The 14,186-nt window shown below is 68.8% G+C and carries 14 protein-coding genes; 9 read left to right on the top strand and 5 right to left on the bottom strand.

The features are described from left to right. Positions 1-69: 69 nt before the first annotated feature. From KUM44_RS17020 to KUM44_RS17010, 3 genes are all read right to left on the bottom strand, one after another. Positions 70-537 carry a hypothetical protein gene (locus KUM44_RS17020; protein ID WP_217208735.1) on the bottom strand — a complete coding sequence of 156 codons (468 nt, stop codon included), beginning with the start codon at positions 535-537 and terminating at the stop codon, positions 70-72. Positions 538-737: 200 nt separating this feature from the next. Then, positions 738-1,394 carry a bifunctional 2-polyprenyl-6-hydroxyphenol methylase/3-demethylubiquinol 3-O-methyltransferase UbiG gene (locus tag KUM44_RS17015; RefSeq protein ID WP_217208734.1) on the bottom strand — a complete coding sequence of 219 codons (657 nt, stop codon included), beginning with the start codon at positions 1,392-1,394 and terminating at the stop codon, positions 738-740. Between the two features lie 71 nt (positions 1,395-1,465). Further along, complete coding sequence (locus KUM44_RS17010; RefSeq protein WP_217208733.1) at positions 1,466-1,969, bottom strand: hypothetical protein; 504 nt, start codon at positions 1,967-1,969, stop codon at positions 1,466-1,468. A gap of 755 nt (positions 1,970-2,724) precedes the next feature. On the opposite strand from KUM44_RS17010, the gene KUM44_RS17005 reads away from it, so the two are divergent. Further along, positions 2,725-3,480, top strand: coding sequence for a DUF6879 family protein (locus tag KUM44_RS17005; protein WP_217208732.1), 756 nt, complete (start codon positions 2,725-2,727; stop codon positions 3,478-3,480). Between the two features lie 19 nt (positions 3,481-3,499). Then, a complete protein-coding gene (locus KUM44_RS17000) occupies positions 3,500-4,348 on the top strand; it encodes a helix-turn-helix transcriptional regulator (protein WP_217208731.1) in 849 nt (282 codons plus the stop codon). Between the two features lie 38 nt (positions 4,349-4,386). Here the strand turns inward: KUM44_RS17000 and KUM44_RS16995 are convergent, their stop codons facing one another. Beyond that, entirely contained in the window at positions 4,387-4,566 is a 180-nt protein-coding gene (locus KUM44_RS16995) for a DUF397 domain-containing protein (RefSeq protein WP_217208730.1), read from the bottom strand. 10 nt (positions 4,567-4,576) lie between these two features. Continuing rightward, positions 4,577-4,969 (bottom strand): DUF5753 domain-containing protein, encoded by a 393-nt coding sequence (locus tag KUM44_RS16990; RefSeq protein ID WP_217208729.1) that lies wholly within the window; start codon positions 4,967-4,969, stop codon positions 4,577-4,579. A gap of 23 nt (positions 4,970-4,992) precedes the next feature. Here KUM44_RS16990 and KUM44_RS16985 point away from each other — a divergent pair, with 23 nt between their 5' ends. The 7 genes from KUM44_RS16985 (at position 4,993) to KUM44_RS16955 (ending at position 14,139) form a co-directional block, all read left to right on the top strand. Then, the gene (locus KUM44_RS16985) at positions 4,993-5,307 is read left to right on the top strand and encodes an ATP-binding protein (protein WP_308402632.1); all 315 of its coding nucleotides are present in this window, start codon (positions 4,993-4,995) and stop codon (positions 5,305-5,307) included. Positions 5,308-5,445: 138 nt separating this feature from the next. Beyond that, the gene (locus tag KUM44_RS16980) at positions 5,446-7,326 is read left to right on the top strand and encodes a copper resistance protein CopC (protein ID WP_217208728.1); all 1,881 of its coding nucleotides are present in this window, start codon (positions 5,446-5,448) and stop codon (positions 7,324-7,326) included. 259 nt (positions 7,327-7,585) lie between these two features. Next, positions 7,586-8,899 carry an ABC transporter substrate-binding protein gene (locus tag KUM44_RS16975; RefSeq protein WP_217208727.1) on the top strand — a complete coding sequence of 438 codons (1,314 nt, stop codon included), beginning with the start codon at positions 7,586-7,588 and terminating at the stop codon, positions 8,897-8,899. A gap of 23 nt (positions 8,900-8,922) precedes the next feature. Further along, entirely contained in the window at positions 8,923-9,909 is a 987-nt protein-coding gene (locus KUM44_RS16970; protein ID WP_217208726.1) for a carbohydrate ABC transporter permease, read from the top strand. Continuing rightward, on the top strand, positions 9,906-10,796 hold the full coding sequence (locus tag KUM44_RS16965; RefSeq protein ID WP_048582189.1) for a carbohydrate ABC transporter permease: 891 nt from the start codon (positions 9,906-9,908) through the stop codon (positions 10,794-10,796). Before KUM44_RS16970 ends, KUM44_RS16965 begins: the two co-directional genes overlap by 4 nt. A gap of 26 nt (positions 10,797-10,822) precedes the next feature. Then, positions 10,823-12,142, top strand: a complete 1,320-nt coding sequence (locus KUM44_RS16960; RefSeq protein WP_217208725.1) for a glycoside hydrolase family 36 protein — start codon at positions 10,823-10,825, stop codon at positions 12,140-12,142. Then, the gene (locus tag KUM44_RS16955; RefSeq protein WP_217208724.1) at positions 12,139-14,139 is read left to right on the top strand and encodes a beta-galactosidase; all 2,001 of its coding nucleotides are present in this window, start codon (positions 12,139-12,141) and stop codon (positions 14,137-14,139) included. Before KUM44_RS16960 ends, KUM44_RS16955 begins: the two co-directional genes overlap by 4 nt. Positions 14,140-14,186: the final 47 nt, after the last annotated feature.

Raw genomic sequence — 14,186 nt, 5'->3', positions numbered from 1 at the left:
GGGTCCACCGTCGGGTCCCGCCCGAGTCAGCGCGATTCTTCGAGGCGTGGGGCAACGCCTCAGGCGTGGTCATCCGAGCGGACAGGACAGGGCGGGCATCGAGCGGTTCGGGGAGCAGGTCACCACGGCCAGTGACAGGTACGTGGGGCGTTCGAGGTAGAAGCCGTACGACACGTCGGTTCCCGTGGCGAATCGTAGGGCCGCGGAGTCGACCCGCCGGCTCAGGCGGCTGGTGTCACGGTCATGCTCGTCCGCGAACCGAGGCGCGTACTCGGCCAGCCGCTCCCCGAGCCAGGCTGCCGCTTCCTTCGCCTCGTCCCAGGTGCCGCGAATGAGCGCGCGCGGCTTGACGAGCCAGTACGCCGTTGTCAGCGGCGGCAGATCCACGGCGGAGAACTCCGCTGCCACTTCGCGGTAGCGCTGGATCAGCTCGGGCCTGCTTCCGGCCGGGGGCGGCTCGGGATGCGGGGAGCGCCGTAGGGCCTCGTTGTCGAAGCGGTCTTTGGGGCCGGTCCATGGATAGCCGTGGTGGTGCACCTGTCGTTCCGTTCGAGAGGTGCCGGTCGGGCCGGATGCACCGGATACAGGGGTGAGGATGCATCCGGCTCGACTGGTGGGAGGGGAGGGTCAGACGGTCTTCCGCGTTGTGGGCAGCGACGAGGACGCGACCCGACTATGTGGCCCTGGACCAGTCGTCGCAGATCGAATCACGAAGACGCTCTCAACCGGGAAGCCGGTCACGGAGCGACCGCGCGGACGAGGAGCGTCCCGATGTGCCCAGGGTGGGGCGCGTCGAGGACCTCGGCGTCAGCCGTCGCGAAGCCGGCTCGGGTGAGAAGTCGTTCCCATACGGGCGCGCGGTAGCTGTACCGGTAGGTGAACATCGCTCTGCCTGCGAAACCTCCCTTGTACATGCCCTGCGGCCCATACGCGCCGGGGATAGCTGGAGGCTGCGAGAAGACGAAGACACCGCCCGGCCTGAGCCGCCGGCGGACGAGCGGGAAGAGGCGGCCTGGGTCGGTGAACCAGGCGGCTCCGAAGATCGAGTAGATCGCGTCGTAGGCCTCCTCGTGTTCGCTCAGGTACTCCAATACCTCGGAGCACACGAACTCCGCGCCGGTGTCGGCCCACTTCGTGGTGGTCTTCTTGACCATGATGGGAGACAGGTCAACGCCCCGAGCGGCGATGCCCCGCTGCGCGAGGTAGGCGAGGGCGCGGCCGGTTCCACAGCCGATCTCCAGCACGGAGCGCGGGTTGCCGAGCAGGTCCGGACCGGGTCCGTGACCGGCGTACTGGGTCCAGCAGAAGCTCGGCTCCGCGTCGTCCTTGAAGGCGGAGGCGGCGAAGGTGTCCCACAGTTCCGTCTCGGCGGCGATGTCGTGTTGTGCGGGCAAGGCGATTCCTCTGCGCAAGGGCCGGCCCCTGTCCTCCCGGGGCCCGAGGACAGGGGCCGGCGTAGGGCCGTTCAGTGGCTGTCGGGGACCTTGTTGTCGCACGGCGAGCAGTCCGTGCCGTCGATCGCCCACAGCTCCTCGTCGATGTTGAATCCGATGGACTTGAGGAAATCCGCGGTGCGCAGGCACAGGCCGTCGCGGCGGCGCTCGATGAACGGGGCGTGGTGCTTGTAGCGGCCCTCGTTGTACACGTTGCAGAGGGCCCACCACACGGGTGTGTCGAGGATGAGCTGGTGAACGCCGATGTCGACGAGCTTGCCGACCCCGAGGTGGACCTCTGGGTGCTCCATGCAGCCGATGGTGTACATCACGGCGTTGCCGAGGATGCGCTGTGCCATGTCCCGGACCATCGTGTGGTCGCGCAGCAGCAGGGCGACCTCGCGGTCCCACAGGGACGTGCCGCTGTCCAGTACGTTGATCGTCAGGTGCTTGATGTGGGGCTGGACGGCGTTGAGGAGTTCCTTCGGGTCCCTTGTGCGGGTGCTTGTCGCGGGTCCGTCGAGCGTGACGGTCATGGACTACTCCTTCGGAGACTTGTCGTGCCGTTCCGGTTCGGGCCCGTCCCGCCTGTCAGCCCGTCCTGGGCAGGAAGCGCGGCACGGGCGTCTTGCGGATCCCGTTCCAGCGGGGGCTACCAGGTGACCTGGCTGGAGCAGGCGTCTTGGGTGGAGGCCTGGCGGTTGTAGCCGTGGCACACGCAGGTGCAGCGGTGTACCAGCAAGACCCTGGGCGCGCCGGGCAGTGGGACATCCTCGGTCTGGCGGCACCACTCGTGCAGGTCCTCGTAGCCAGGGCGAACAGCGACAGCGCATTCCGGCGACAGCACGAGGGGATCGCTGGACACGCTCACCGCCCCGCCGCCCGAGGCTCGTCGTCGTCCCGGCTTCGGCGCCCTCGAATCCGTGGGTACCGGTGTCGCTCGTGATGCGACCCTCGCGGGCCACGGTGCAGACCCTCAGCGTCATCCTGGGGGAGAACCCGCCGTCCTCGGTCGGCGTTCCCGCGCCGCTCATCCTGCCTGCTTGAGAGAGTGCTGCCCTGAGAGATTCGGTGGGCGCCAGAGGATCGAACATCCTGCGGCTCGTGTGCTGCAACCATGAACGGGACGATAAGGAAAGGGAGTTGGTGGACGCCATGGGAGTTCCCCGAAGTTGCTTGACAAGGGCAGAAAGTTCCCTGATGTTGCTCAGACGGGCCCGCTGAACAGCGCACATGGAGTGTCGACCTTGGGGAGGCTTGGCGCAGCAGCCCCCGGCGAAAGGAACTGACCATGGCGCGACGACTGCGCTTCAACGGCACGGGCTCCGGTGAGGACGGATGTCCCTCCGTGCATGAAGACCTCGACTCGGGAGAAGTCATCGTGCACGGCCCGCCGCTCACGGACCCCGAGGACATCACCCGTCTTCAGTACCTCGGTGAGGGCGAGGTACCGATCGTGGTGCCGCGCGAACTTCTCGTGGACTGGGGGCCCAAGGACATGACGCGCCAAGCGAAGATCATCGACCTGGACGACTTCGGTCGGCTGTTCACACAGTTCGAGCACACAGCCTGGCGGCTGGAGACTCGGCGACGCTATGCGTCCGACGAAGTCACCGAAACCTACGCACAGTTCACACGTGGAGAGCGTGTCAACTGGGAGGGCGCCAGCGGCGAATGGTGCGCAGCGCGCCGCGCACAGACCGCACTCGGCAAGCGGTTCGAGCGTGTCCGGATCGTCGACGACCCGCCCACGACAGGGCAGCTGTACCTGCTGGACAACGCACGCCGAAACAGCGCCGTCGGCGAGAAGATCACGAACCTCTGGCGCGCGGACGCCGAGCGGCTGAACCTGCCCGCCGAAGACTTCTGGATCTTCGACTCGCGGTTGGTCGCGCTGCTCAACTTCGACGACGCCGACGACCTGGTCAACGTCGAACTGATCACGGAGCCTGCCGAAGTTGTGCGGTACTCCATGATGCGTGACGCGGCCATGCATCACGCCATCCCGTACGAGGAGTTCGCGGCCGGCCTGACCGCGAAGGAGTAGCAGAAGCAGGTGTGTATCGGTGAGCACGGACTACCAAAAGGCACGCGAAGCGCTCGGAACACGTCTCCGGGAACTTCGGCTCACGGCCCCTGGCGGCCGACTCACCGGTACGCGGCTCGCCGAAAAGTGCGGATGGCACAAATCCAAGGTCAGCAAACTGGAGAACGGCCGGACGACACCAACGCCCGACGATCTGCGGATGTGGGCAGAAGGAACCGGCCGGCCCGAGACCTACAACGAACTGCTCGCCAGGCTACGGGGCTTCGAGTCCCATATTCGATCATGGCGCCGACAGCTCGCCGCAGGGCATAAGCCCGTACAGGACGCCCTCAACGCGGAGCATGCGAAGACTCGCGTCTTTCACGTCTGGCAGGGCGCCATGGTCGCCGGTGTTCTCCAGACCCCCGACTACGCTCGGTCGATCTTCACCCGGTTCACGGAGCTGCATCAGTCCCCACGCGACATCGAGGAGGCTGTGGTCTCGCGTATGAAGCGACAGGAGGCCCTGTACGACTCGACGAAACGGTTCCACATCATCATGTGGGAGGCAGCCCTGCGCGCCTTGATCTGCCCACCCTCGGTGCTGGCCGCTCAGCTCGACCGACTCGCCGGGGTCATCGGCCTCACCACAGTCGAACTCGGCATCATCCCGCTCTCAGCAACCCTGAGGCTCCCGCCGGCCGTCGGCTTCTGGATCCACGACGACCGCCAAGTGATCGTCGAGAACTGGCACGCTGAGTTGTGGATCGACGACGAAGCCGGCGTGGACACCTATCTGCGGACCTGGAAGACACTGCGGGAGTCCGCTGTGTACGGCGTTGACGCGCAGAACGTCATCAGCGCGGCGAGACGGGCGCTCACGTCGTGAGGCTTCTGGGGTTTTCGCTTCAGGCTGCTGCACGCGGATTACTGCGTGGCCGCCGTATGTGAGAGGAAGTCCGTCCAGGCGGTGAGTCGGAGGGTGAGGTGGGGGCCGGTGGTGTTCTTGGAGTCGCGGATGTGGATGGTGGTGGGGGTGGTGGCTATCTCGACGCAGTTGGCGGCTTCGGCGCTGTACGTGGACTTCTGCCAGGTCAGTTTGGACATGGTGGGTTCCTCAGAGTTCGGCGGCGATGCGGTGGATCAGGTCTCGTGATTCGCGTTCGGGGAGTGCGCGGGACTCCATGTGGTCCAGTACGGAGCGGTAGCGGTTCAGCTGGGCCTCCGCGTCCAGGAATTCGCAGCCGTGGTCAGTGTCCAGGACGACGGTGTCGAGCTGCGGGACAGGTCCGATCGCGCACGTGATTGGCTGTCCCGCGGCGGGGAAGCCGGTCTGGCCGAAGGGCAGCACCAGCAAGGTGACCGTCGGCTGCTCGCTCATTTCCAGTAGGTACCGCAGCTGGGCGCGGGCGACGTCCGCGCCGCCGAAGCCCATACGCAGGGCGGCCTCATGGACGATGGCCGTGTAGGGGGTGGGCGTGCCCTCGAACAGGACGGCCTGGCGCTTCACGCGTCGAGCTGCTGACCTCGGAGATGGTGACGAACACCTACCTGCACACCAGCGGCCCCGCATCACTCCGCCTGACCGCCCTCGCCGATGGGCCTCTGCGCGTCGGGGTCTGGGACAGCCACCCCCGCGTTCCCGCCCCCTTCGCCCGACCGCCTCATGACCACATCCCGCTCACCCCGCCGGACTCCGAAGGTGGTCGCGGTCTGCGCCTCGTACAGGAATACGCCGACTGCTGGGGCGGAGTTTCCCTCGGTTCCCTCGGTTCCCTCGGCTCTCTCGGCGACGGCACCTTCGACCGGCACGCCGGGAAGCTGCTCTGGTTCGAGATGAGCGGGTGAGTCGGTGAGCGTGAAACGCTTCGCATCCGTACGTAACTGCGAGGTGGCACGGATCGACGACGGAGAAGCGGCGTGAGGTGTGATGGCGGACGGCCAGGACGTCGCGGGCGTCGAGGACAGCGACGGCTTCAAAGGCTGGTGCTGCTGGGCACCCTGCTGGTCCTGTTCCTCCTCGGCGGCACGGCCCCCGCGTCGGCCCACGCGGCCCTCCGCGCCACCGATCCCCAGGACGGAACCGTCCTCAAGTCGGCCCCCCGCCACCTCACCCTGACCTTCACGGAGTCGGTCGGTCTGCTCGACGACTCCTTCCGCGTCCTGGACCCCGACGGCCGCCGTCTGCGCACGGGCGAGCCGCAGCACGCCCCGGACGGCAGCGACACCGCCCGGGTGACGTTGCCCGCGAAGCTCACCCAGGGGACGTACACCGTCGCCTGGCGGGTGGTGTCGGCCGACAGCCACCCCGTCTCCGGCGCCTTCACGTTCTCCGTCGGCAAGGCGTCCCTCACCACGGCCACCGTGGACACCGGCCCCACCGAGGACCCGGCGACCAAGAGTCTCTACAACATCGCCCGCTATCTGGCCTACCTCGCCGTCGCCCTGCTCATCGGTACGGCGACGTTCACGGCGGTCTGCCGTCCGCCGGACGCGCCCGTGCTCCGCAGGCTGCTGAGGGCGAGCTGGTGGACACTGCTTGGCGCCACCCTCGCCCTGCTGGTGCTGCGCGCCCCGTACGAGACCGGCGAGGGGCCCCTGGGGTCGCTGAGCGCCGACTCCCTCACCCGCACCCTGACCGGCCGCCCGGGTGCGGTCCTCGTCGCCCGGCTGGGCCTCCTGGCCGTCGCCGCCGTCTATCTCGTACGCCTGACCAGGCGGCGCAAGCCGTACGGCTGGGGCGGCGCCGCCCTCGCCGTCGGCCTCGCCGTGACCTGGGCCGCCGGCGAGCACGCCTCCGCCGGCATCCAGGTTCCGGTGGCGATGACGTCCTCGGCGCTGCATCTGCTCGCCACGGCGGTATGGCTGGGCGGGCTCGCGGCCCTGCTCGTGACCCTGTACCGGGCTCACCTCACCCCGGCCGCGGTGACCCGCTTCTCCCGCATCGCCTTCGCTTCCGTGACCGTCCTGGTCGTCACCGGCGTCTACCAGTCCTGGCGCGGCCTCGGCTCCTGGGACACGCTCACCGGCACGACGTACGGCAGGCTCCTGATCCTCAAGCTGGCCGCGGTGGCCCTGCTCCTCGGGGCGGCGGCCCTCTCGCGTCGCTGGACGGCGCGGCTGGCGACGACCACGGTCGACGCGGAGGCGGTCGTACAGGAGCCGGAGCGGGAGCCGGAACGGGAGCGGGAGCCGGAACGGGAGCGGGAGCGGGAACGGGAGCGGGAAAACGAGCGCGTCCCCGAGGCGGTCGGCGCGCCGACGGTCGGCGGGCCGGCGCTTCCCGAGCCGCCTCCCCCGGCCGACGTACCGCCTCCCCTGGCGGACGTACCGTCTCCCCCGGCCGACGTACCGCCGGCCCCGGCCGACGCACCGCCTTCCCCGGACCCGCACCGCCGCGCCCTGCGCCGCTCCGTCCTCACCGAGGTTGCCGTCGGTGCCGCCGTGCTGGCGATCACCACGATCCTCACCAGCACGCTGCCCGGCCGGGCGGAGGCCGACGCGGCGGCGGGGGCGCCCGCGGTCATCGGGGCCTCCGTCACCAACGTCCCCTTCGACGTCGGCACCCCCGGCGGCCACGGCAAGGTGCAGGTCACCCTCGATCCGGGCCGGGTCGGCGACAACTCGATCGAGGCGCTCGTCTACGGCCCCGACGGCGGCGTCTCCGTCGTTCCTGAGCTGAGGATCTCCTTCACCCACCCCGCCAAGGACATCGGCCCCCTCGACGCCGGGCTCACGGACAAGGGCGGCTACTGGGGTAACAGCTTCCTCAACCTGCCCATCGCCGGAACGTGGGAGATGAAGGTGACCGTCCGGACGTCGGAGGTCGACCAGGTGAGCGAGACCAGTACCGTGCTCGTGCGGTAGCAGGTCAGACGACTGTGCGCGTCGTGTCCGCGGCCCGGCGGCGCCGTGAACGTTCCCGGGTTCGATCATCACCACGATGAGCTTGGGGGTTCGAGATGTCGGTCACGTTTCCGAAACGGCGATCGTCATCTCTTGACGCATGACCTGACATACCGCTGTTATTGCGCCACCGTGTTCGGTCAAGTTGTTTTCTGATCGGTTACGACGGACTTCGGCGAACCACACGCTCATGATCGAACCCTGCCACCAGGAGCCGTAGATGCAGCACCTCACCCCCTCCGGTCTCTCCCTGCCTTCGCCCGGCCGTCGCACCCTGCTGCGCGGCATCGGCGGCGCCGCCGTACTCGGCGCAGGCATCCCGCTGCTCAGCGCCTGCGGCGGCAGCGGTACGGCGAGTGACCCGAAGACCGTCACTCTCGGCTCCAAGGCGTCCGACCCGGTGCCGAAGAAGGCGTTCGCCGACATCTACGCGGCCTACAAGAAGAAGTCCGGCATCACGGTCGACGTGAACACCAAGGACTCCAACACGTTCCAGGAGCAGATCAACTCCTACCTCCAGGGCACGCCGGACGACGTGTTCACCTGGTTCGCCGGTTACCGGATGCAGTTCTTCGCGGCCAAGGGACTGGCCGCGCCGATCGACGACGTGTGGAAGACCATCGGGGGCAACTTCCCCGAGGCGATGCACAAGCTCAGCAAGGGCGAGGACGGCAAGTACTACTTCGTGCCGCTGTATTCGTACCCGTGGGCGATCTTCTACCGGAAGAGCGTCTTCAAGGAGAAGGGGTACGAAGTCCCCACCAAGTGGGACGACTTCGTCGCGCTGTGCAAGCAGATGAAGAAGGACGGCCTCGTGCCGATCGCCTTCGGTGACAAGGACGCCTGGCCCGCACTCGGCACCTTCGACCAGATCAACTTCCGCCAGAACGGCTACGACTTCCACGTCGAGCTGATGGCGGGCAAGGCCTCCTGGACCGACGCCAAGGTACGCAAGGTCTTCGACCTGTGGACCGAGATCCTCCCGTACCACCAAGAGGGCGCCACCGGCCGCACCTGGCAGGACGCGGCCCAGACGCTGGCCTCCAAGAAGGCGGGCATGTACCTCCTCGGCACCTTCGTGGCCCAGCAGTTCACCGACAAGGCCGCCCTGGAGGACCTCGACTTCTTCGCCTTCCCGGAGATCGACCCGGCGTACGGCCAGGACACCGTCGAGGCGCCGACCGACGGCTTCATGATGAGCAAGAGCCCGAAGAACAAGGCCGAGTCCGTCAAGCTCCTTGAGTACCTCGGCACCACCGATGCCGAGACCATCTACCTCAAGTCCGACCCGAGCGTGGTCCACGCCGCCACCGGCGCCGACACCTCGTCGTACACCGCCTTGCAGAAGAAGGCCTACGAGATGATCGCGGGCGCCAAGTCGCTGACCCAGTTCATGGACCGGGACAGCCGTCCGGACTTCACCTCCACGGTGATGCAGCCCGCGCTCCAGAAGTTCGTCCGTGACCCCAAGAGCGTCGACAGCCTGCTGTCCTCGATCGAGCGCCAGAAGAAGACGATCTTCGCGTCCGGCTGATCCGGCAGATCGGGCTGATCGATATGACCACGGACATCACCAAGGAGAACCCGGAGGCGGCCGCCGTGCCGCCTTCGGGCGCTGCCCCCGCCAAGAACGCCGGCAAGGTGCCCCAGGGGCACCGCCGCCTGCTGACCCGCCGTGACCGGCTCACCCTCGGTTTCATGGCGGGCCTGCCGACCATCCTGCACATCGCCCTCGTCTGGGTGACGGCGCTGGCCTCCATCGCGCTGGCCTTCACCACCTGGGACGGCATCGGCTTCGACTCGATCAAGTGGGTCGGGCTGGAGAACTTCAAGGAGCTGTTCACCAACAACCCGCAGTTCTGGCCCGCCGTCCAGCACAATGTCATCTGGTTCGTCGTGCTGATCGTGATCCCGACGCCGCTGGGCCTGTTCCTGGCCGTGCAGCTGGACAAGAAGATCCGCTTCAGCCGTGTCTACCAGACCGCGTTCTTCCTGCCCGTCGTGCTGTCGATGGCCGTCATCGGCTTCGTCTGGCAGCTGATCTACAACCCCGACACCGGCCTGATCAACAGCATCATCGGGGCCAACGAGCCGGGCAAGTACATCGACTGGATCGGCGACCCGGACCTCAACCTCTGGGCGATCCTGATCGCCGCGTCCTGGCGCCACACCGGCTACATGATGATCCTGTACCTGGCGGGCCTGAAGGGTGTCGACCCCTCGCTGCGGGAGGCGTCCTCGCTCGACGGCGCCAACGAGTGGCAGACGTTCAAGAACGTCATCTTCCCCACCCTGCGGCCGACCAACACCGTCGTCCTGGTCGTCACCATCATCGAGGCCCTGCGCTGCTTCGACCTGGTCTTCGTCTTCAACAAGGGCGCCGAGGGCACCGAGCTGCTCTCGATCCTGGTCACCAACAACATCATCGGCGAGTCCAGCCGCATCGGATACGGCTCCGCCATCGCGGTCGTCCTGCTGCTGATCTCCCTCGTCGTGATCATTCCCTACCTGGTGGCCACCTTCCGGAAGGAGCGGCGCGCATGAGCACCCCCACCGCCACGCTCGGCAAGCAGCGCACCCCCGTCCGCCCCGGCCGGATCCTGCTGCACCTCTTCCTGGCGTCCATGGCGCTGGTCTGGATCGCCCCGCTGGCCTGGGCGATCTACTCGGCGCTGCGCCCGTACAGCGAGACGAGCGAGAAGGGATACGTGTCCTGGCCGGACACGCTGAACTTCGACAACTTCACCAACGCGTTCACGCAGTCGGACATGAGTCACTACTTCGTCAACACGATGATCATCGCCGTGCCGGCGGTGCTGTTGACGCTGTTCCTGTCCTCCATGGTCGCCTTCTACGTCAGCCGCTTCGACTTCCGCCTCAACCTGGCGCTGCTGCTGGTCTTCACGGCGGGCAACCTGCTGCCGCAGCAGGTCATCATCACCCCGCTGTACCGGCTGTATCTGCTGATCGACCTGCCAGGCATCACCATGAGCGGCAAGCTCTACGACTCCGCCCTCGGCCTGGTGCTGATCCACGTGGCGTTCCAGTCCGGGTTCTGCGCCTTCGTGCTCAGCAACTACATGCGCAGCCTGCCGCACGAGCTCACCGAGGCCGCGCTCGTCGACGGCGCCTCGGTCTGGCGGCAGTACTGGCAGATCGTGCTCCCGCTGTGCCGCCCGGCGATGGCCGCCCTGGCCACGCTGCTGTCCATCTGGATCTACAACGACTTCTTCTGGGCCCTCGTCCTGATCTCCACCGGCGAGAACATGCCGATCACCTCGGCACTGAACAACCTCACCGGCGCGTACTTCACCGACCCCAACCTCGTCGCCGCCGGCGCCCTGCTCACCGCGATCCCCACCCTGATCGTGTACTTCGTGCTCCAGCGCCAGTTCGTCAGCGGCCTCACCCTCGGCGCCAACAAGGGCTGACGGCCCTCAGCTTGAAAGAGATCCCCGTGCACAACCCCTTCACCCCGGTCGCCTCCGCGCCCGTGGACCCGGCCAACGCCCGCGTCCACGAGGAGGGCTGGCAGTCCTGGAGCCCGAGCGGCGCCTACTCCCTCGGCGACAAGCCGTACCGCCCGACCAACGACAACTGGGCGACGGTCTGTTACCGGCCGGGCGTCACCGTGCCCGAGGGCACCTTCCAGGGCGAGGGTCTGCTGGCACTCGACCCCGGTGACGGCTCGCCGGTCCGTCTGTGGGCGGCGGTCGACCCGACGCGTGAGGTGCCGTCGATCCGGCTTGTCGTGACGGACGGCGCCGTCGCCGAGGTCAGCGCCGACGGCCCGGTGAAGGAGTGGACGGGCGCCACCGTCCAGTCGGTGCTCGGCGACTGGGCCGACAGCCTCCAGCTGCCCGCCCCGCGCCCGGCCCCGACGGTCTGGTGCTCCTGGTACGAGTACTTCACGGCCGTCACCGAGGACGACATCCACGAGAACCTCCGTGCGATGGACGCCCTCGACCTGCCCATCGACGTCGTACAGATCGACGACGGCTACCAGAAGGCCCTCGGCGACTGGCTCACCCTCTCCGGCCGCTTCCGCTCCCGCGCGGGCATCGCGGACGCGATCAGGGCGAGGGGCCGCCGCGCCGGTATCTGGACGGCACCCTTCCTGGTCGACCCGGCGAGCGACCTGGCCGCCGAGCACCCCGAGTGGCTGGTCCGCGACGCGGCCGGCGGCTTCACGCACGCCGGCCGCAACTGGGGCCACGACCTGCACGTCCTGGACACCACCCACCCCGAGGCGGCGGCGTATCTGACAGAGGTCTTCCGGACGCTGCGCGCCGAGGGCTACGACTACTTCAAGGTCGACTTCCTCTACGCGGGCGCGCTGGACGGCGTACGGCACGACCCGGACGTCGACGCGCTGACGGCGTACCGCTCCGGGATCGAGCTGATCCGGGCGGCGATCGGCGAGGACGCCTACCTGCTGGGCTGCGGCGCACCTCTGCTCGCGTCCGTCGGGCTGTTCGACGCGATGCGGGTCAGCCCCGACACGGCACCGCACCGCCGCCCCGAGGCCGACGACTACAGCCAACCCGGCCAGGACCCGGCCGAGTTCACCGGCGTCGGCCGCCAGTGGCAGCACGGCCGGCTCTGGATCAACGACCCCGACTGCCTGATGGCCCGCCCGGCCGTCGAGACCCGGGAGCGGTGGGCCGCGCACGTCGAGGCGACCGGCGGCCTCATGGCCTCCAGCGACCGTCTGCTGTCCCTGGACGAGTGGGGCGTGACCACGACCCGCCGTCTCCTCGGCGGAGGTGCCCGGTGAAGCGCGAACTCTCCGTCCCCGGCATCGCCTACGGCGGCGACTACAACCCCGAGCAGTGGCCCGAGGAGGTCTGGGCCGAGGACATGCGTCTGATGCGCGAGGCCGGGGTCACCATGGTCAGCGTCGGCATCTTCTCCTGGGCCCTGCTGGAGCCCAAGGAGGGCGCGTACGACTTCACCCTCCTCGACCGCGTCCTCGACCTGCTCCACACCCACGGCATCGCGGCCGACCTCGCGACCCCGACGGCGGCGCCCCCGGCGTGGTTCTTCAAGGCCCACCCCGAGGCACTGCCCGTCGACAAGGACGGCCGGGGGCTGTCGTACGGCAGCCGTCAGACGTTCTGCCCGAGCAGCCCGGCGTACCGCGAGGCGGCGCTGCGGATGGCGCGGGCGCTGGCCGGGCGGTTCGCGGGCCACCCGGCGGTGGCGATGTGGCACGTCCACAACGAGTACGGCTGCCACAACGCCGAGTGCTACTGCGACGAGAGCGCGGCCGCGTTCCGGCGCTGGCTGCGGGCGCGGTACGCGGACGACCTGGACGCCCTCAACGACGCCTGGGGTACCCGTTTCTGGAGCCAGTGGTACTACGACTGGGACGAGATCCTCCCGCCCCGCCCCACCGGCGCCGTCCCCAACCCCACCCAACAGCTGGACTGGCGCCGCTTCTCCAGCGACGAGCTGCTCTCGCTGTACGAGGCGGAGCGCGCGGTGCTGCTGGAGGCGGCCCCGACCGTCCCCGCCACCACCAACTTCATGGTGATGTACAACTTCGACGCCCTCGACTACTGGCGCTGGGCCCCGAAGCTGGACATCGTCTCCAACGACCACTACCTCCAGTCCGCCGATCCCGAGTCGCAGATCGACATCGCGCTCAGCGGCGACCTGGTCCGCTCCCTCGCGGGCGGCCCCTGGCTGCTGATGGAGCACTCGACGGGTGCGGTGAACTGGCAGCCGGTGAACCGGGCGAAGGGCCCGGGGGAGTTGCGGCGCAACGCGCTCGCCCATGTGGCGCGCGGCGCGGACGGCATCGCTTACTTCCAGTGGCGGGCGGCCAAGGCGGGTGCCGAGCAGTGGCACTCGGCGATGCTTCCGCACGCGGGCACGGACAGCCAGATCTGGCGGGACGTCGTCCGCCTGGGCGCGGATCTGCGGGCGCTCGCCGAGGTGCGCGGCAGCGTCGGCACGGCCGAGGTGGCGATCGTCTGGGACTGGAGCTCCCGCTGGGCGATGGAACTCCCGTCGCAGCCGAGCGGCGAACTGTCCTTCCAGGACCTGGTGCGTGCCTGGTACGAGCCGTTGTGGCGCGCGGGTGTCGCCGTGGACTTCGTCCGACCCGACGCCGACCTGTCGGCCTACCGCCTGGTCCTGGCCCCGAGCCTCTACCTGGTGGACGACGAGGGCGCGGCCAACCTCACCGGCTTCGCGGAACGCGGCGGCACCCTGGCCGTCGGCTTCCACAGCGGCGCGGTCGACGGGAACTGCCATGTCCGGCTGGGCGGTTACCCGGGCGCGTTCCGCGAGGCGCTCGGCGTGCGCACCGACGAGCTGTTCCCGCTGCTGCCGGGCGAGTCGGTGGGCCTGAGCGACGGCGGCACCGGGACCCTGTGGTCGGAGCGGGTGCGCCTCGCCGGCGCCGAGCCGGTCACGGCGTACACGTCCGGCCCGCTCAGGGGTGTCCCGGCGGTGACCCGCAACGCGCACGGCGCCGGAGTGACCTGGTACCTGGCCACGCTGCCGGATCCGCGGACGCTGGCCGCGCTGGTGGACCGTATCCGCGCGGAGGCGGGAGTGGAGCCGGTACGCAGCACGCCGGAGGGTGTCGAGGCGGTCCTGCGGCGCGGCCCGGAGGCCGACTACCTCTTCCTGATCAACCACACCGACCGGCCCGCCCATGTCGCGGTCGCGGCGGACGCCACCGAGCTGCTCACGGGCAGGTCGGTGCCGGGGGCGGTCAGCGTCGCGGCGGGGGAGACGGCGGTGGTGCGGGAGCCGCGCTGAGTGGCAGGGTGGGAGGACATTCGTCGGGGGCTTTCGAGGGCGGGGGC

The organism is Streptomyces sp. AC550_RSS872 (assembly GCF_019049285.1).
Taxonomy (GTDB): Bacteria; Actinomycetota; Actinomycetes; order Streptomycetales; family Streptomycetaceae; genus Streptomyces.
This window is presented reverse-complemented; position numbering and strand designations above follow the sequence as displayed.